Raw genomic sequence first — 19,268 nt, forward strand, 5'->3', positions numbered from 1 at the left:
TCATCTCCTCTGGAATTCGGCCGACGCGAGCAGCAGCGTCAGGCCCTGTGCCGGGCTTTGCGCACGCGCAATGGCCTGGGCGGTCGATTGCGTGAGCATCGATCCCAGCACGTCCCTGGCGAGATCGGATGGATTCATGGACGTGGTCGCAACGCTCTGGGCCGCCTGGTTCGCCCATTCGAAGCGCTTCCAGATCGAATCCGCGCCCAGCCATTCGGCCTCGACATCGGGCCAGCCGTTCGGCCCCGGCGGATTGTACGGCGTCTGGCCCATGCTGCCATAGGCGCGCAGCAGCGAGCCGGCATCGGATTGCAGCGCTGGCAGCGCCCGGGCGGCCGAGATGACGTAGTCCTCCGGCGGCTTGAATTTGTGCGGCACGGGATCGAACGCCTCGGGACTGTTCACCAGCGCGGTGCAGACGGCCCCGAGGTCGCCGTCGCTATCGAGATAGATCGTCGTCAGGCGATCGACCACGGCGCGCGGCGGATCGTCGGAGATGAAATGGCGCGCGAGCTTGCTCGCAATAAAGTGGGCCGTGGCGGGATGACGCGCCAGATCGTTCAGCACCGCTTCGCCCTGGTCGACGCCGGCCTGGGCATAGACCTTACCCATGATCGTCTGCGGACCGGGCTCATGCTCCTCGTCGTCGAACTCGAACAGGCCTTTCGCATCGAGCCGGCGTTGCAGCACAAGCTGATACACCGGCACACGGGGCGGACCGGCGATGGTCCATCCGGTGATGACGCGCGCGAAGCTGGTCACGTCGGCCTGGGTGTAGCCGCTGCGGACGCCAAGCGTCTGCAATTCCATGATCTCGCGAGCGAGGTTCTCGTTCAGCCCTGCCGTCTGCGGGATGGAGAAGGCCTGCGGCTCCTTCGGCGCACGCAGGAATGGATCCTTGCCGACCTTCGAGTGCGGGCCGATAGAATGGTAGTTGTCGAGATAGAACAGCATCGCCGGATGCTTGGACGAAGCCATCAGCATGTCGGCAAAGCGGCCGGTGACATGCGGCCTGATTGCGTCGCGCTCGAAAGACGGCGGCATGGTGATCGCACCGGGCTTGGCGCCGGAGACGACGAAATGGTTGGTCCAGAAATGGACCAGCCGTTCGAAAAACGGCCGATCGGTCGCAACCGCGACGTCGTAGCGCGCCTTCACGGCGACGGCATAGCGCGGCAGGAAGGCCTTCACATATTCGCGCTCGATGCTGAAGCCGTTATCGCCGCCGTTGCCCGTCATGCCCCCGCCGGCCATCGCGGCCCCCGGCGCGCCCTGCGGCCTCAGGTGGTAGGGATCCATGCCGTGTTCCTTGGCCTCGGCGGCGATCTGGCGGATCCATTTGAAGAAGGCGCTCATGTCGTCGACCGTCGAGGGCAGCGACATGAGCGGCCGGGGGAGGTCCCGTTCCGGCGTCAGTTGCGCCAGCAGCCAGCCCTTGGGGTCGGCGGACACGGCCGCGACCTCGCCGGGCCGGGCGCCGAGGCCGAAGCGGTTGGCGGCAATGACACCCTGGTTGGACATGAAAATTGCTCGGATGGACGCCGGATTCAACGCCCGGCAGGTGGGTCTCCGTTGCTCGCAGGCCGCGCGACACCGCTCCCGCCGTCCGGGCGCTGGGAACCCGGCAATCTCTCCCATTGGAATGCGGCTTGAATCGGGGCCGGGGTTGCGCCATAACCGCCGCCCAACTTGGATTGCGGGCGTAGCTCAGGGGTAGAGCATAACCTTGCCAAGGTTAGGGTCGGGCGTTCGATTCGCCTCGCCCGCTCCAGGTTTTTCAAGGGCTTGTGTCGTTCTTCTGTCGGTACATGGCCCTCCCATTTGCCGTTTTAGCGGCTGCAATCGCCCATTGGTATCCACAAACACTCAATGTGCCATCACTGATGGAGCTCGCGGTATAAGCGCGAGAGACATATGTTCGGCTTGAAACACGTCGATTTCTATTCTCGCGACGTGACTCTGATCTCGTCGCATCTGGTGCACTTACAAAGTGTTCGCGCCCACTGACTCGGGTCGTCCGCAAGCATATCTGTTCGTCAGGCCACAACCGCGGCAACCAAGCGGGTGCTCAGAGCAGGAACTTAGGCTGTACCGGGCAAAGTTCCCTCCGCACAGCCCATCGCCGATCGATTAACTACCAGCTCTTGTCTCGATTGCGAGGCCTTTCGAAATTTCATACCGATAGATTTGGACGTTATGCTTTTTCTTACGCTTCTTCTTGTTGCGGTGCACAAAATTTGCTTACACTGTATGAGCGGTGAAGCGTAGTTCCGACCGGTTTTCAAATCGGATTTTGGTTTGAATTGTAGAATGGGGAACGGGTGGCGTTGACGTCCGCCGCGGGTTTGGTGTGGGGCCAATGAACGTTAGCGGCGGTGCTTTTCCTAGGGACGCAAGAGCCATTGGCATGCCCCAGACTTGGCGGGCCGACGTTCCAGCCGATCAGGCTGCATCGCCGCTCGCGCTGGCGAGCGACGCCGTGGTCATCGTCGGTCTTAGCATCGTTACCGGGGTTTTCTTTCACCTCGTGACGCGAGATATCCTTGGAGACATACCGGCGTTTACGGCAACCGGCATCATCGTAGCCGTTCTGTTCTGCGGCATGGCGCGGCTGCAGGCCACCCGCGACAAGCGCGCCAGTACGACACGCTTGGGACGCGCGCGCATGGCGGCGCTCGCATGGTGCAGTACATTTCTCTTCCTCCTGACTCTGGCCTTCTCGATGAAGATCAGTTCAGAATTCTCGCGGGGGGCAATTTTCTTTTTCTTTCTGGCCGGTTTCGCCGGCAGCATCGCCTCGCGCGTGCTTACGCCACGCCTGCTGGCACGCTGGATGACGACCAACGCTTATCGCGGCCTGGAAGTACTCATCATCGCGCCGCACCGGTCGGGGAGCACAGCGGCTCTATTCGCCGAACTTGCGCAACGCGGCTGCATGAATATCCGCGCCATTGAATTCGACGACGCCTGCACAGGTGCACCCTGGGCTGGCGAGCGCCGGCGCCTATTGCAGAAGGTATTCGAGGTCGCCCGTTCGGCCGCACCGGGGGAGATCTATGTGGTTGCTGGCCGTCTGCCTTTCGATGCCGCGGCGAGCTTGATGTCGGGACTTCGTCTTTTACCGCGCGCAGTGTATTTCGTGCCGGACGAACAAATCTCGGCCCTCCTGCAGAATTCGGTAAATGGCCTCGGTGGCATCGTTACGCTGGAGATGCAAAAGTCGCCGCTGACAAAGACGGAACGCGGCATCAAGCGCGCCATGGACGTGACGATTGCAGCGATAGCGTTGCTGTTCACAGCCCCACTTCTTGCGGCCGCTGCGGTCGCGATCAAGTCAGACTCAGTTGGCCCTATGATCTTTCGCCAAACGCGCCTTGGCTATCGCGGGCAGCCATTTCAGATCCTCAAATTCCGCACGATGACGGTGCAAGAAGACGGTGCCGTCGTCACGCAGGCGTCACGTAACGATCAACGGGTCACCCGCATCGGAAAATGGCTGCGCAAATCCAGCATCGACGAGTTGCCACAGCTATGGAATGTGCTGAAAGGCGAGATGTCCATCATCGGGCCACGGCCGCATGCATCGGCGCACGACGCCTATTTCGCGAAGCTCATCGAGAACTACGAGGTACGCCAGCACGTGAAGCCCGGTCTCACCGGCTGGGCCCAAGTTAACGGCTTGCGCGGCGAAACGCCGAACTTGGATCTCATGTATCGTCGGATCGAAGCAGATCTGTGGTACGCGAGCAACTGTAGCCTGGGTCTTGACTTCCAAATTCTGATCAAAACTTTTGCCACTGTGGTTGGACAAGAGAACGCGTTTTGATTGCCGCCCATTTGTTGGTTGCCGCGCGATAACAACGGTTATCGCGCTTTTTAAATCGAACCCCATGAAGGCAGCTGTCAAGGGGGGATTTAGCGGCGGTTTCCGGGATTACGCGGGATTTGCCGGGATATAGTGAGATACCGCGAGATGCGGTGATCGCACGTTCGAATATTTCCCGTCCTACAAAGAACAGGCGACCATGTGAGCGTAGATAACTTTCGTCTTTCGTGACCTTACAAAACCTGACATTATGAGGAAAGGTCATAATGAGCTGGCTTTTCTAATAAATCATACCAACGGCCTTAGTTTCTGACTCGTGAGGATTCAACGCGGCCGCTGTCTGTGATTCGCTTTGCGAGGTGATTCGCGAAGGGGATCGGCGATGGCGATCAAGATTTTGCGTTCGGAACACAGTGCTTCGGATTTGCGGCGGGAGGCGGCCAAGACGCGGCACGCCGATCAGGCTCGCCGGTTGCTGGCGCTGGCACTGGTGCTGGAAGGCACGTCTCGCACGGACGCGGCAACGGCGTGCGGCATGGATCGCCAGACGCTGCGCGACTGGGTGCATCGCTATAATGCGTCAGGCATCGATGGTCTTGTCGACCGCAAGGCTCCAGGCCCAACGCCCCGGCTGACGGAGCAGCAGGAGGCTGAACTTGTCCAGATTGTGGAGCAAGGTCCCGATCTTGCGAACGACGGTATGGTGCGCTGGCGCCGCGTCGATCTTCGCGACGTGATCGCCGCGCGCTTTGGCGTTGCGCTTCACGAGCGCACCGTGGGCAAGGTGCTGGATCGTCTCAACTTCAGCCATATGTCGGTTCGCCCGCGCCATCCCAAAGCAGACGCCGATGCCCAAGAGGCGTTCAAAAAAACTTCGCGCAGCTTGTCGATCGCGCCTTGCCGGATGCCGCCAAAACCAAGCCGGTCGAGATCTGGTTCCAGGATGAAGCCCGGATCGGCCAGAAGGGAAGCTTGACCAGAATGTGGGCGCGGCGCGGGACACGCCCCACCGCGCCGCGCGATCAGCGCTACAAGTGGGCCTACCTCTTCGGCGCGGTCTGTCCCGAGCGCGCCTGTGCCGCCGGTCTGGTTCTTCCTTGCGCCAATACCAGGGCGATGACGGCGCACCTCAAGGAGATCAGCCGGGCCGTCAGGCCAGGCGCCCATGCTGTCCTGGTCATGGACGGCGCTGGCTATCACGAGAAAGCCATCACCCACCTGCCGTCCAACATCTCGCTGCTGACGTTGCCGGCATACGCCCCCGAACTCAACCCGGTCGAGAATGTCTGGCAGTTCCTGCGCCAGAACCATCTCGCAAACCGCGTCTTCAAAGACTACGACGCCATCCTCGATGCTTGTTGCGACGCTTGGCGAAGCTTCCTCAGAAACCCAGACAATATCGCCTCGATAACCCAAAGATCATGGGCCAAATGTGTCAACCACTGAGGCCGTTGGTATCATTTAGAAACAACGAGTTAGCTATGAACGATCCTACCAAGCTGACACCGAAACAACAATGCTTCGTCGACGAATACCTTGTCAGTTTCAATGGCACCCAGGCAGCGATCAAAGCCGGCTACAGCGTGAAGACCGCGCGCGCCATCGCGAGCGAAAATTCGCGAAAGCCGGCCATTGCAGCCGCCATCGCCCGGCGCTCGCAAGCGCTGAGCAACCGCGCCGCAAGATACCGAGAACAATTCGTGGCAGAGGCAGCTCGTATCGCCTTCGCAGACCCCAGCGGGATCCGAGGCCCAGACGGGGAGATTCGAAATCCTGACGACTGGCCGGCAGAGACTTGGGACGCAATTCAGTCCGTCCGCTACAGCGAAAAACTGTCTTCGGGATGCAAGCCTAAAAGAGTCAGCTACCGCGCCGATATCCGGATGAAGGACAAGCTCAAAGCCTTAGACATCCTGGCGCGCTATTTGGGGATGTATGAAACGAAAGGCAGATAGCGCGATTAAACCTTCGGACGTCGGGTCAAGCGGACGCCCGGCTTATCCTCAGGACTGCCGATGAACTCGATACCGGCGGATTCAAAGGCATTTTGTAGTGCTAATAGCGTCTGACTACGACTTTTCGGGACGCCCTCCATCTGCTCCAAACGCTTCACCGTGGGCAAACTCACGCCCGATCTCACAGACACCTCCTGCCCCGACCAACGGAGGATGGCGCGCGCCGCTCTGATTTGAGCAGCGGTAATCATTCTTTGGTATTGATTATGATACCAAAGGTATCATATGATGTCTCTGAGATCATTCTTATTGGGCTGGAAGTGTCTCTGCGAACCATTACAAAACGATTTGGTCCCGACGGCAAGGGCAGATTGCCGACCATCGGCAAGTTGCCTGACTGCGACTGGTCAGACGCGCTGGTGCGTATGGACGGCGCCTATTCAGCGAATACAATCCGCTCCTATCGTGCCGATTTCTCCATCTTCGAAGCTTGGTGCCGGCAAGAATACCGGTGCGCCCTCCCCGCTGCGCCGGCGACGGTAGCGGACTTCGTGATTGCCCAAAGCAAAAGCGCGGCGCCAGCCACTGTGAGCCGACGCCGCGCTTCCATCGCCAAAATTCACAAGCTGCTGAAACTCGAAAGCCCTGTCGGCAGCGAAGAAGTAAATCTCGCCACCCGCACGGTCTTCCGTCAGAAAGGCCGCCGGCAGGACCAGGCGCTCGGCCTCTCCGCTCCACTCAAGCACAAGCTCATCGCCGCATGCCCGAACGACCTGAGAGGCCTCCGCGACCGCGCCCTCATCGCCACCGGCTACGACACCCTCTGCCGCCGCGCCGAGCTCGTACAGCTGCAGACCGACGACCTGTCCATCCGGCCCGACAATTCCGGCACCATCCTGATCCGCAAATCCAAGACCGACCAACGCGGCGACGGCCGCCTGGCCTACCTATCGGCAGAAGCCATCCAGCATCTTCGGCGCTGGCTCGACGCGACCAGCCTGACATCCGGTCCGATCTTCCGAAACGTCCGCAATGCACACGCCGCCCAAGCCGCACTTCATCCCTACGCCGTCGTCCGCATCCTGAAAACCCGCGCCCAAGATGCGAACCTCGACAAGACTACCGTCGCCAAACTTTCCGGCCACTCGATGCGCGTCGGAGCCGCCCAAGACATGGCCGCCGCCGGCATCGACCTCGGCGCCATCATGCACGCGGGAGGATGGAAATCGGCGGATATGGTGATGCGGTATATTGAGCATATGGATGTGCAGAAGTCGGGAATGGCGAGGCTGTATTCCAGATACTGACCTGAGCTCCATCCTTCATCCAGTTGGAAGTAGAGCCTGACCTTCATTTGAGCCTTGCTGGCTCGGTGATGCAACGGGACGGGGCGCGGAGCCCCACAACGGTTCAAGCGACCCGTCCCCGTTGCATCGCGGGATCGCTGAGTTTGGCGTAGACCGCAGGCGGCACGTTGCCGATGGCACTGTGCGGCCGGACGGTGTTGTAGTCGTCCTTCCAATCGGCAAGGGCTTCACGCGCGTGATGGAGTGAGGTGAACAATGTCTCGTTCAGCAGCTCGTCACGAAGCCGGCCATTGAAGCTCTCAATGAGGGCATTCTGGGTCGGTTTGCCGGGCGCGATGTAATGCCACTCGATCTGGGTCTCTTGCGACCATCGCAACGTCGCCATGTTGGTAAACTCGGTCCCGTTGTCGCTGACAATGGTCTTGGGCCTGCCGCGGCGTGCGATGACCGTGTCGAGTTCACGCACCACGCGCAGTCCTGAGAGCGATGTATCGGCGACCAGCGCGACGCATTCGCGCGTGAAGTCGTCAACGACGGTGAGCATGCGGAAGCGCCGGCTGTCGGTCAGCGTGTCACTGATGAAGTCCAGCGACCAGCGTTGGTTCGGTCCCTGTGGCAATGCCAGCGGAGCCCTTGTTCCAAGCGCTCTTTTGCGTCCACCCCGTCGGCGCACCTGAAGGCGTTCCTCGCGATAGAGCCGCCTCAGCTTCTTGTGGTTCACGCGCGTGCCCTCGCGGTGTAGCAGGAGTTGCAGGCGCCGATAGCCAAACCGGCGCCGGACAGCGGCAAACTCGCGCAACCGAGCGCGCAGGACTGCATCGTCAGGCCGCACGCTGCGATAGCGCATGGACGTTCGATCGCCACGATCACCTGACACGCCCGGCGCTGGCTCACCTCGAACACCTGGGCGAGATGAGCCATAGCTTGCCGCTTCACGACGGGCGTCACCATTTTTTTAGTTCAGTTCCTTCAGCATGGCGATATCGAGCATCGTCTCGGCCAACAGCTTCTTCAGCTTGCGGTTCTCTTCTTCCAGAACCTTCAACCGCCGGGCGTCCGACACGTCTATGCCGCCATACTTCGACTTCCATTTGAAAAATGTCGCGCTGCTGATCCGTGCTTGCGGCAAAAATCCGCCGTCTTCACCCCAGTGTCGTGCTCCCGCAGCACCCCAATGATCTGTTCTTCCGTGAACCGTGATCGCTTCATCGTCCGTCTCCTTCCAGAGACCGGCCTCCACTCAAATCTGGAGGAAGTTCAGGGGCTCAGGTCACAAGGTAAGAACCATCGGGCGCATTAATAATCCTGGGTTCAAAACTTGGCGTGGCAATCGAATCCCGCATTTCAGTGATTTGTCGACGCGGAACCGAATCGGTTTCCGGTTGTAGTCATTTTGACCGCCGTTCCTCCTTTTAGAAGAGAAATCCCTCCCGGCGACTGATCTGTCCAGATGTCGTCTGTAGCGATCAGCCTGTCCCATCTGCCTGCATTTTGAAAAAAGTACCCGTCAAACCCAATATAGAGGGTTGCTTGGTCGCTCGTCGCACCCTTCCAATCATCGGTTAGGTTCAACACATAACCAGATTCAGCAACGCTGTTTTCCTCCTGCAGATAGACATTGCAAGGGGCTGCTGTCGTGCATGACGCACCATCGACTATCTGAGCGCCAACGCCGTCCCACTTTCCGCTGTCATCGAAGGTGCCGCGAGTGGAATCTACAAGTTTGACGATCGAAGAGCCTTGCGTAACCTGAACCTTGAAAGGGACCTGTTTCCCGTGAGCATACAAACGGCTCGCGACAACGGAGATCGCACCCAATGCATCATCACTGCGAATGAGCGATTTGCCATAGCCCGGAGCAGCGATCATGTCCCCGATGAAATAAAGCTCCCCCGACGTCAGCACATGAATGCTGTCGAAGGGCGCGGGAATGCTAACCATCTTGGGGTGGTGAGAACCTCCCTCAATTTGAAAATTATTGGTGAACGATATTAACCGGGGCCCTCGCCCTTTTGCGATATGTCTCGCGTTATACGTTCCGATTGTGACCCCCTCGCCGTAGTTAAAAACGGCGGCACCGTTAGAAAAAGTAAGCTGATTGTCCTCATCAGCGTTGGGATCCGTCTGTTGCGGGGGCGTCATTATTTCCAGAGTAGATTGCCCTGTCTGGCCATCTCCGCAGTCGCGCAAATGTATGTTGGAAAATTCCGCCTCTCGCACCGAAAAGTTCGTACCGAGGGCTTGGCCATTTCCACCGATTATCAAAGCGGAGCCTGAAAGATTTTCGACTGTTATGTCTTGTGCTTTGAAGCGATCCCATCCCGAAATTTGTATTCCCTGCGCGCCTGGCAGTGTCCGCCCGATTCCGAGACTCTGTGTCTGAACATCCGCGATCCAAACACCGTACATCGAGCCGCCAATATTTTGTCCCTCAATATTTCGTATCGCGGAATCGTTCTTTTTCCATAACATAATTGGAGTCACCGCCACTGCGACCAACTCCGCCTGCCACGAGCCTATTACGTCAAGCGCAACTGGCACCTCACCCCCCTTGAGGGGCGGGTTCTGCAAAGTGATGCACTGCTTGCGTACATCAACAGAAGTTATGGTGAGCGGCGAAGGGTTTCCCTGAATTGCCACGGACTGCCCAACGGATATGCCGCGCAGCGAACTGACTCCGCATAAAATTCTATCTCCAGCTGCAACAATTCCGTTAGGAACCAACATCGGGCGCAGTGCTAACGTGGCAGTGCGTCTTGCGTGGTCAATCGCAACAATATAATTTGCGCCGGGAATGCCCAACCCGCCAATAGCCATTCCCACTTGCAATCCAGAGGTGCTTTTCAGCTGGATGACGTTGCTTTGAGCGGTGAGGGTCGCACCAACCTTAATTGGCAGCGACTTGAATGCATCGGTTGGAAGTAGCCGCGTGCCATACATCCAAAGGCTAACAGGACGGTCGATCACGATCTGCGTGCTGACCCGGTGATCACCCGGCTTGCAAGCTCGCAATAATGACGGCTCATCGAGCTTTTGTGCCGCAACGGCGGAATTGATCGCCTTGCCGTAGTCCTCCAGCATGTCCGGGCGCATCCAATTTTCGATACATGAATCGGAAAATTGAACGGTCGAGGCCCTTGCGATCGGATGGACAACCGGAATTACAAATATGAAGGCGATAATCGCTATCAAACGAAAATGGAAATTTCGACCGCGGTTGACCAACCTCATCCCAAGCGCCTCATTACAATTGATGCGATCCCAGAGGGGGCCGATTGGTCACCTCAATCTTTCCCGTCATGGCATATACTCTCAACCACAGCATCAGGAGCTGCGTGACAATTAAAGTTATGCCCACTGCTTCCAGGTTCCAAATTTTCAACGACGCCACAACAAACACTAGCGTCAGTAGGACCGCTAATATGTTAACGAGTGCCCAACTCGTGTCATAGTTACGTGCAAAAAGTCCATAATTCAGCACGTCAGACATCGAACGTATCAGCATCGCGACCAACATAGCCGGCAGAAGCCAGGGATAGAGAAGTAACGCAGGTCGCGAAATGTGGGGCAGTATCAGTTGAATACAACCGTAGACAGCGATTGCGACGACCGAATATACGGCCACCACTTTGAGCACTTCCTGGCGTATGATGCAGATTAATACCGATGGATCTGCGTGGCGCGCGCCCTCAATCAACTTGGGCATAGCGACTTGAACAACGCCTGCATAAACCAGCTGTTGTAGGCCGTTTGCGATATTTAGAAAAAATATGTAGACGCCCGTTTCCCCCAAGCCAAGTACGAAATCGACGGCAAAGCGATCCAGAAAAGCAGTGCCGGTCAGGCTCAAATCACTGACGTAAATCAGCCTAGATCGCCTCAGATGGGCGATTAGCCAAGGAAAATCTACCGGCGCGGATAATATCTGCTTCCAAGGCCAGTGTCTTAGCCCGAAAAACATCACGGAAAACGTAACGAAGAGGCCGCCGAGCCAGAAGAGTAATAAAACGAAAAAATCACGAAATCCATGATCCACAAAACCTATCGCCATGAACGGAATAGCCCACGCGATACGGAAAAAGAGTAGAAGGTTTGCAAACCACGACTTTCGCAAGCTGATTAGAAAAATGTGCATGTCAAAGGCGACAGACTCGAGCAGGCCAATCACCAGAACGACGCCCAAATGAGGCAACGGATGGAAAATTCCCGCCTGAACGGCGGTGAGTGCACAGAGCGCCGCTGACACGTAAAGTGTTGCGTTCACAGCTAGTCGGTCGCGGACACGCAATGCTGCAGCCTCTTCCGGCATTCCAACAATCTCGCGGGATACCCTGAAGTCGAGCCCAAACCCAAGTGCCGCGGGTGCGATGATTGTAAGAGCATAAATGAGCCCATACGCACCGACGGCGGCAAGGTCGAGATATTTGGCGATGTAAAGCGTGATCGCGAAGCGAGATATAAGAGCGCCCGCGCGCAAAACGATATTTGTTAAACTTAGCAAGTAGCTCATTTTGGAAACTTGTCATAGCAGTTCGCACTGCTAGCCGCTGAAATTTGAACGCGAAGGTTCGCCCAAGTCTGACAAACCAAGGTTTGTTGCGTGCAGGATGGTCTAAAGAAGGTCAAACGTGGGCCAGCTTTATTGCGCCGACATATGAGGCGACGATTTCAGCGTCGGATAGGGGCGAAGCAATTTTGCGTCCGAATATGAAGGTACAGGACGCGCCGTCCATTGCCGCAGGATTTCTCCGAACCACGTAATCCAGATATTTAAGCCAAAAAAAACAAACTCTCACTGCGAACGTTGCTGCTTTGCGAAATGCATTTCTTCCGAAGAAAGAAGTTGCGAATGCCTCAAGAGACCAAGCCAAGGCAGTTGCCGGGCCAGACACCAATCCGGAGTCAATGGCTTCAAATTGCCGGAATAACCCACGATGCCCAGAAAGCGTATAGCGTGTGAAGTCATATGCTCCTTCGTGGACTTGCTGCATAAACGGCAGCTCAGAATAAAGCAGCCCATCAATCTTGACGACCCGATAAATTTCCTCCGCGACCCGCATTGGAGTTATGACGTGTTCTAGCACCGCTGTGGTGATAACCGCGTCGAAAGAATTGTCGGCAAACGGTAGGTCATGTGCGTCACAAAAGATATCCACGTCGGCACTCACGTCTACATCGCAAAAAATAAGTAGATGCTTTTTTCCCGTCAGCAAAACGCGGGAAAGATCGGTACGTTGCCCTCCACTGCCGACCACCAAGATCTTGGCGCTCCCCATCTCGTCCAACCTCGCCCGCATGGCCGACAAAATGCGTTCTCGGCACATGTTGGTACTTCGCTTAGGTACGAGCCATCCCAACGATCTCTTGCGCTGGCCGAGCGCAGGGCCGGCTTGCAAGTAAGCATCGGCTTGAAATGCAGAATTGTCGCTGCGAAATAAAACTGGCGTTTCATTCAAAGCGGGATAGCTCGCGCAACAGTTCTCGCACTTAAGGTAATACCGTCCATCGCTGCAGAGTTGCAGCGGACCTCTGCACATGGGACAACAGAGCAAGCTTGTAACGCGCATATCCATTGATGCACCAATTCCATCTGTCACGGGATTTCTCACTTAGCGACACCAGGCTGGCAGACCTCTGAAGTTCGCAACGTCCTCACATCGGCCCGCTCCACCAGACATCGATAAAGCGCAATCAATTCATTGTTCATTCGCTCAGCAGTAAATAAATCCCTGTATCTTTTGAAGCCATTAGCGCCCCATATCGCAAGGGTTTCCCGATCCAGAGCCGCCAACGTTTCCGCGAGGCACTCCGCATTGTTGTATGGGTAAACCAAGCCTGTTTCATTCGTGGAAACCACTTCGGGCAGCGCGCCCGCCGTGCTGGCAATGACAGCTACGCTGTTACGCATCGCTTCCAGCGCTGTCAGACCAAACGCCTCCCACCTTGACGGCATCACGATTGCGTCAACCGCGTTATAATAGCTGTCCAATTCGTCGCGGGGAAGCCAGCCCAAAAACGTTACGTTGGAATTTGATTCATATTCGACCTTCTCGAGTACCGACGCGCCGATGACATAGAGATGACAAGGTAGCGCAGTCAGCTTCTTCATCGCTTCAAACAAAATGTCGAATCCCTTTTGCGTATCAAACCGGCCGACGAATAAGAGATTCAAACGGTCCGTTGGAAAACCCAATTTCTTGAGTTCACCACGCCGCTCGCCAATTCCGTGATAAATCAGTAGAGATTTTTCCTGCGAGATTCCTGCGGCTGCCGATTTTCGCAATTCATTTTTTGATGGATTGATAAAGACGTCCGTGTAATGGCCTAGAATGCTTTCAATGTTCGCATATAGCGTCTTTTTCCAAGAAGCGGTGTTTTGCAAAAACGCCCATCCGTGAGCACAATATACTAACCGGACATGTCTTTTTCCGCCAAACAGGAGGCGGCTAGCAAGTCCCGCAAATGTGCTGTGCGCATGAATAATATCTGGATTTTCTGCCTTGACTATATTGAAGACTTGGTATGCGTAGTGGATGAAGCTGAATATTCCGCGGCGGCGGCGGGTAAATGGCATTATCGTGCAGTGAGGAACTCTTTTTAGCTCCCCTGCGCTTCCTTCAGGAACGACAAATCTTATATTTGAGATACCAAACTCTTGCACTTGGCGTTCGACTATTTCATCAAGATAGCTAGCGATTCCGCCAGTTACAGTTTCGGTTATGTGCATTATTTTCATGACTTCGCTTCACACCTCGAGAAACTTTCACATGTGAGTTTGGTCCGTTGACAACATTGGGAGCAACAAAGCCCTGCAGGCCACGTCAGACGCGGCAGTCTCAAGATGCAACGGAAGGGAAGGCCGAGGAGACTCCATCAGGCGAATCGGTGCGCGCGACGTGTCCAGTGACCTGAGCCCCATCTTTCATCCAGTTGAAAGTAGAGCCTGACCTTCATTTGAGCCTTGCTGGCTCGGTGATGCACCGGGACGGGGCGTGTAGCCGCAAAGCTCAGCGACCCGTCTCATTGCATCGCGGGACCGCTGAGTTTGGCGTAGACCGCAGGCGGCACGTTGCCGATGGCACTGTGCGGCCTGACGGTGTTGTAGTCCTCCATCCAGTCTGTCAGTGCCACGCGAGCGTCAGCGAGCGATGCGAAGAGTGTCTTGTTGAGCAGTTCATCGCGCAGACGACCGTTGAAGCTCTCGATGAAGGCGTTCTGGGTCGGCTTGCCGGGCGCGATGTAATGCCACGCGACGCGGGTCTCCTGCGATCAGCTTAGGATCGCCGCGCTGGTGAACTCCGTACCGTTTTCGCTGACGATCGACAATGGCTTGCCGCGCCGGGCGGTGATGGCGTCGAGTTCGCGGCCGACACGCAGGCCCGAGAGCGAGGTGTCCGTGACCAGGGCCAAGCACTCCCGGGGGAAGTCGTCCACAGCCGCGAGGATGCGGAAGCGGCAGCTGTCGTTGAGCTGGTCGCTCAGGAAGTCCAGCGACCAGCGTTGGTTCGGTCCCTGCGGGATTGCCATCGGAGCCCCTGTTCCCAGCACTCTTTTGCGCCCGCCGCGCCGGCGGACCTGGAGCCGTTCGTCGCGATAGAGGCGTCGCAGCTTCTTGTGGTTCACATGTATCCCCTCGCGGCGGATCAGGATCAGCAGACGCCGGTAGCCGAACCGGCGGCGGATGGCGGCAAGCTCGCGCAGGCGGGCGCGCAGCATGACATCGTCGGGCCGCACGCTGCGATACCGCATCGAGGTCCGATCCGCTGCCATCACCTGACACGCCCGGCGCTCGCTCACCTCATAGGATTGGCAGAGATGGCCACAGCTTGCCGCTTCACGACGGGCGTCACCATTTTTTTGAATTGAGATCCTTCAGCATCGCGACGTCGAGCATCGTCTCAGCCAGCAGCTTCTTCAGCTTGCGATTCTCGTCTTCGAGCGCCTTAAACTTCCGGGCGTCCGACACGTCCATCCCGCCGAACTTCGCCTTCCACTTGAAGAACGTCGCGCTGCTGACGCCGTGCTTGCGGCAAAGATCGGCCGTCTTCATCCCGGCCTCATGCGCGCGCAGAATCCCAATGATCTGCTCTTCCGTAAACCTCGAACGCTTCATCGTCCGTACCCTTCCAGAGGCCGGTCTCTACTCAAATCTGGAGGAAGTTCCGGGGTTCAGGTCACCAGGTCAGATTGCAACGGCGCGGTTCGTCGCGGTTCAGACTTCGCCGGAAGCGATGCCGTGAGAGTTTAATAACTTTTGCCAAAAGGCGCTTCTCCTGGAGTTTAATACTTCTGCCACATAATCACCGGCGCGACTGTAATTTTCATTTGCCAGTGTTTTGCGAACTTCCTTGCTTCTAAGCGCCAATATTTGCTCTGCCAGTTTTTTAAAATCGCCGCGGTTGTGTATCCAACTCGGCGCAATTAGCTCGGGAGTTCCACCGGCGTTCGACGCGAGAGCCGGCGTAGCGCGGCTCATCGCTTCAATCAAAGCGCGCGGCAAGCCTTCTTGAAAACTGGTCTGCAAGTAAATGTCAATTCCGTCCAGCCAGCCAGCGATCCGCTCATGAGCGAATGCGCCCAGGAAGTGCACTCGATCCTCGACTCCCAATTGCTTCGCAAGCGCCATGAGATCGGTCGAATCTCCGAAACCTACGACCTCAAGACGCAAATTCTTTGCCGACTTAGAGGCGAAAGCAAGCGCGCGAATGGCAACATCGACTCTTTTCGATTTATGAAAAAGAGCGGCAATCATCCCCAGCGTCAGCGTGCCTTCATCACCGCGCATGGCCTTCAATCGAGCATCAAGAATGCCGGGTTCATACACCGGTATTTGAACGTTCGATACGCAGACTTTTTCCCCATAGCTGGGATAACGGTGCTGTAAAAATTCCCGGCTCACGTAAAGTGTCCATTCGCTCCGCGAAATTTCACGGCGCATTCGCCAATAAGCTATAGGCGCATAAATGCTGGCGACGATAGATCCATGATGTGCAAGGCCATCCCAGACGCATGCGACGACTTCGATAATCAAGGGCTTACCCATTCGACGAGCAATCTTTGCTGCCAACATCCCAATCTCGCTTGGCAAGCGCGCGACGACTACGTCAGTTGCGCGAATTGCAGCCTCAAGCTCCCTGGCAGCCGACCCGTTACCAAACAGCAGCGTAAAAATATTTGATAAATCGGGGAGCGCTACGAAGCGCTTTCGATCCGAAAGGAGGAGGTTAAGTCGGTCATGCATTTCCGGGCGATAATTTTGTTGACGACCAGCGATATGCATCTCGTCGAAAGCAGACTCGTAGCGTCTAACTATTTCTTCGCTGAACTCGCCCGTCGAATATACTTTTCCCGAAGGATCGACGACGAAGCGATTATCGTGGCAAAACAGGAAGCGCATTTGAAATTGATCCCCAAAATTGCAAATTTTAATTTGAGTCGCAAAAACGGAGTCAGGAGTCCAGTTGAAAAGATGGGTTTTCGCCGAGCTTTCCAAGTTCCCCATCCGAAATGGCCTGACATATGAGAAGAAAGTTCCCGGGCTTGAGCGCGAACAAGGTTATAAAAAAAGCAATCGATATATATATATATTTATTCAGAGTATAAAATGAATTGCTGGTTGCGTCACTTTTGTTGAGCCATACGTGATTGCGGAATGTGTAGTACAAACGAACTTTACTTGTAGTCGTAATAATGTTCCTGAATGAAATTTTCTCGCCAACTCCAGCCTGCCACATGGTCCCTACGTCTTTGATTATCGCGTTCGTGACAAGGCGAATAGCACCGCCGGCTTTTGTTAGTCTTCGGGTGTATTCCCAGTCGTCTGCATACAAAACGAAATCTTGTCTTGGCAGCCCTAGGACTTCAAAAGCCTCACGGTGAGCCATGAACCCGCCATAAGGGGAATACGGTATGCTGATGGTGGGTGGCATCAATGCTTTGCAAAACCCCAATCGCGTTTTGAAAGCGCGATATAGCTTCGCGAATACAACTCGTGCGTCAAATCCCATAAAGTTTGAGTTGGGCGCATAAGCATATTCCATTAATGCGGCGCTCGCAGCCCTAGCTATGCGCAAGCCAAGCGTGGCCGCCTTTTCACGCCCCACCTCTGAACTCAATTGGCCAAGCTCGTCGAGTAAGCGGTGCAGAGTACCTGGGAGCGGCACGTTGTCGTCATCCATAAGCCATATAACATTCGAATTAATAGATATGGCTTCCTTTATGCCGGCGGCGTACCCGACCGCAGAACCGGCGTTCCCCCCCAAGTCGACAACACGCAGTTTCGCGCGCCATTTAGCCTGAATTGCTGAAAGATTTTCTTGCAATCCATTGTTCACGACAACGACATTTTCAATGCAGTCTTCCTCAAGAGCGTAATCCAAAAGTTGAGAAAGAAGATTGAGACGCCGTCCATAGGTCACAGTTACCAGCGTTACGGCGAATTCGTCTGTCACACTTCTAACCTTTCAGCATGATCTGCAGCGAAAGCGGTTCGCATTAATAACGATGTGGCCGCCGCCTTTTTTGGCAGACTCGAAATCCGGATTCGCTTTTCATCACGAGAAATCACAACGAACGACGAACTTGGCAAAAGAGTTGATGTGCGTTGAAGTCGATCGAAGTCATGGCTTGAGAATAAAACCCGCGCTATTAACTCGATAACTCCCCAGCGCGCACTTTCTCAAACTTAGCTCCCCGAAAACGTATTTCTCTTCGAGAGGCGTCAGTTGACCGCTTCGCGGGAAAACACTCCTCCAACATCCACACAAAAATCGCGCACAGTAATATGGTCGCCAGTTGAGGCTTCGAAAACGCGTTAAAGCCAAACCAACAAAGGACCGACGAAGCAAAGAACGGATAGGTTATAATGCCATAAGCACGCTTCTTCAGAAAGGAATTCCAAGCGCCCCCGACGATGGCCCCCATTACAAAGAGGTAGAGATACACCCAGTTTCCCAAATCAGCGTAATAATAACCAAAGGCGGTGACCCAGTTGAAAGAAGAATTTAGGCCAGCTCTATGCGTCGCCAAAAACTCGGAAAGATAGACATCCGCATATGAGGGTAAGCCCATCAAATCTTTTGGATCGATAAAGTGATGAAGATATGGGAACTGCAGAAGGAAAGTGAAGGTGTAGCCACCGTTTCCCGCATATGGAAACTTTAAGGCGCCCTCTAGCAAAGCGCCGAGATGGTTGAAGCAGGCCGGCCCATATCCCATCACCGCATACAATAACAAATCAGTGCTACCCCTACCCCGAAGAACAGAGAACAGAACAAATATTCCGGTCAGAATTGCACCTAACTTTGCCAGAAGAGTTAGAGCAGTCCAGATAGAGGCGTCGCCGCGTTTTTCATTGAAATAGCCGAATATCACGGCGAAACCAATCACTAAGGGAATCGCCTCATATCTGGCGACCTTTGCGACAGCGATGGAAATTGACAATAAGAACGAAGCTATAATCTCATACTTCACGAACCGAAGGACCGCAGTCGACTTGTAATACTTTCCATGCTGCATATACCGAAAGAGTGCCCAAAGGTTGACAGCGATGAGGAGGGGCTGAGCGCCAGAGAACGTATTCTCAGCATTCATGCCCAATTTCACTAGATCTCCATTTCCGCTCATCAAATTATCGATCATGCCAGTAGAATTTTTTAGAATAGAGAAAATCGAAAAAATATTGAGCAAATCGACCGCGCCTAAGAAGTAAGCGAGAGCCTTAAAATTATATGCTTCTGGCATTGCTCGCTCGCGGCGGTAGCTTCCCGCCGCCGACTGTGAATTCAGCGCTATGGAAATTACCCCCAAGACAAACGAACTGACACAAAGGGTAAAAAAGATAGGCATAAATGGTGTAGACCACACATAGTCTTTCTCATGCAAGACGCTCTCGTAGAATCCGCTCGGCACGAGGTAAGCAAAAATCAAAGGGATAAAAGAAAAAAGGGCGAGACCTATCGGCGAAATGAGAAACAACGGCGACATATTTCTTTGAACGGGACGGCCGCGTAACATGCCTAGATAAACTCCATCGTGACGTGAGCCAGAGCGGACAATTCATTCAAGTTACAGTTTCTAACACGTACCATCATAGCGAAGACCTCCATCTGACGGTCGTGACCTGAGCCCCTGAACTTCCTCCAGATTTGAGTGGAGGCCGGTCTCTGGAAGGAGACGGAC

Annotated in this window: 12 protein-coding genes, 1 tRNA gene and 2 pseudogenes; 5 read left to right on the plus strand and 10 right to left on the minus strand. The window is 55.4% G+C overall.

The window, feature by feature from the left end; all coding sequences use genetic code 11:
* Positions 1-1,521: a DUF1800 domain-containing protein gene (locus WDN01_14605; GenBank protein MEJ0027256.1), complete on the minus strand. Its 1,521-nt coding sequence runs from the start codon at positions 1,519-1,521 to the stop codon at positions 1-3.
* Positions 1,522-1,696: 175 nt separating this feature from the next.
* Between WDN01_14605 and WDN01_14610 the strand changes: the two genes are divergently transcribed.
* The 5 genes from WDN01_14610 (at position 1,697) to WDN01_14630 (ending at position 7,088) form a co-directional block, all read left to right on the plus strand.
* Positions 1,697-1,771: transfer RNA gene (locus WDN01_14610), tRNA-Gly, on the plus strand.
* Positions 1,772-2,407: 636 nt separating this feature from the next.
* Positions 2,408-3,826 (plus strand): exopolysaccharide biosynthesis polyprenyl glycosylphosphotransferase, encoded by a 1,419-nt coding sequence (locus tag WDN01_14615; GenBank protein MEJ0027257.1) that lies wholly within the window; start codon positions 2,408-2,410, stop codon positions 3,824-3,826.
* 382 nt (positions 3,827-4,208) lie between these two features.
* Positions 4,209-5,272 (plus strand): IS630 family transposase gene (locus WDN01_14620; GenBank protein ID MEJ0027258.1). Its coding sequence is split into 2 segments (ribosomal slippage): positions 4,209-4,689 and positions 4,689-5,272, totalling 1,065 coding nucleotides; the frame shifts between segments, so codons are not numbered across the junction.
* Positions 5,273-5,307: 35 nt separating this feature from the next.
* A complete protein-coding gene (locus WDN01_14625) occupies positions 5,308-5,781 on the plus strand; it encodes a terminase small subunit (protein MEJ0027259.1) in 474 nt (157 codons plus the stop codon).
* A gap of 371 nt (positions 5,782-6,152) precedes the next feature.
* The gene (locus WDN01_14630) at positions 6,153-7,088 is read left to right on the plus strand and encodes a site-specific integrase (protein MEJ0027260.1); all 936 of its coding nucleotides are present in this window, start codon (positions 6,153-6,155) and stop codon (positions 7,086-7,088) included.
* A gap of 15 nt (positions 7,089-7,103) precedes the next feature.
* On the opposite strand, the pseudogene WDN01_14635 reads toward WDN01_14630, so the two are convergent.
* The 9 genes and pseudogenes from WDN01_14635 to WDN01_14675 all read right to left on the minus strand — a co-directional run bounded on the left by WDN01_14635 (position 7,104) and on the right by WDN01_14675 (position 19,103).
* A pseudogene (locus tag WDN01_14635) lies at positions 7,104-8,297 on the minus strand (IS3 family transposase).
* 135 nt (positions 8,298-8,432) lie between these two features.
* Positions 8,433-10,319, minus strand: coding sequence for a hypothetical protein (locus WDN01_14640; GenBank protein ID MEJ0027261.1), 1,887 nt, complete (start codon positions 10,317-10,319; stop codon positions 8,433-8,435).
* A 13-nt stretch (positions 10,320-10,332) separates the two neighbouring features.
* Complete coding sequence (locus WDN01_14645; GenBank protein ID MEJ0027262.1) at positions 10,333-11,598, minus strand: hypothetical protein; 1,266 nt, start codon at positions 11,596-11,598, stop codon at positions 10,333-10,335.
* Positions 11,599-11,710: 112 nt separating this feature from the next.
* Positions 11,711-12,685 (minus strand): methyltransferase domain-containing protein, encoded by a 975-nt coding sequence (locus WDN01_14650; protein ID MEJ0027263.1) that lies wholly within the window; start codon positions 12,683-12,685, stop codon positions 11,711-11,713.
* 8 nt (positions 12,686-12,693) lie between these two features.
* Positions 12,694-13,824 (minus strand): glycosyltransferase family 4 protein, encoded by a 1,131-nt coding sequence (locus tag WDN01_14655; protein ID MEJ0027264.1) that lies wholly within the window; start codon positions 13,822-13,824, stop codon positions 12,694-12,696.
* Positions 13,825-14,108: 284 nt separating this feature from the next.
* Positions 14,109-15,201: pseudogene (locus tag WDN01_14660) on the minus strand (IS3 family transposase).
* Positions 15,202-15,300: 99 nt separating this feature from the next.
* Positions 15,301-16,581, minus strand: coding sequence for a glycosyltransferase family 4 protein (locus WDN01_14665; GenBank protein MEJ0027265.1), 1,281 nt, complete (start codon positions 16,579-16,581; stop codon positions 15,301-15,303).
* Positions 16,538-17,539 (minus strand): glycosyltransferase, encoded by a 1,002-nt coding sequence (locus WDN01_14670; GenBank protein MEJ0027266.1) that lies wholly within the window; start codon positions 17,537-17,539, stop codon positions 16,538-16,540. Before WDN01_14670 ends, WDN01_14665 begins: the two co-directional genes overlap by 44 nt.
* Before the next feature lie 196 nt (positions 17,540-17,735).
* The gene (locus WDN01_14675; protein MEJ0027267.1) at positions 17,736-19,103 is read right to left on the minus strand and encodes a hypothetical protein; all 1,368 of its coding nucleotides are present in this window, start codon (positions 19,101-19,103) and stop codon (positions 17,736-17,738) included.
* Positions 19,104-19,268: the final 165 nt, after the last annotated feature.

This window comes from Rhizomicrobium sp. (genome assembly GCA_037200985.1).
Lineage (GTDB): Bacteria > Pseudomonadota > Alphaproteobacteria > Micropepsales > Micropepsaceae > Rhizomicrobium.

Bases quoted from the DNA above. Each gene is read 5' to 3' on its own strand.
- WDN01_14655 (MEJ0027264.1), bottom strand. From the start codon at position 13,824: ATGAAAATAATGCACATAACCGAAACTGTAACTGGCGGAATCGCTAGC.
- WDN01_14605 (MEJ0027256.1), bottom strand. From the start codon at position 1,521: ATGTCCAACCAGGGTGTCATTGCCGCCAACCGCTTCGGCCTCGGCGCC.
- WDN01_14645 (MEJ0027262.1), bottom strand. From the start codon at position 11,598: ATGAGCTACTTGCTAAGTTTAACAAATATCGTTTTGCGCGCGGGCGCT.
- WDN01_14640 (MEJ0027261.1), bottom strand. From the start codon at position 10,319: ATGAGGTTGGTCAACCGCGGTCGAAATTTCCATTTTCGTTTGATAGCG.
- WDN01_14675 (MEJ0027267.1), bottom strand. From the start codon at position 19,103: ATGTTACGCGGCCGTCCCGTTCAAAGAAATATGTCGCCGTTGTTTCTC.
- WDN01_14615 (MEJ0027257.1), top strand. From the start codon at position 2,408: ATGCCCCAGACTTGGCGGGCCGACGTTCCAGCCGATCAGGCTGCATCG.
- WDN01_14625 (MEJ0027259.1), top strand. From the start codon at position 5,308: ATGAACGATCCTACCAAGCTGACACCGAAACAACAATGCTTCGTCGAC.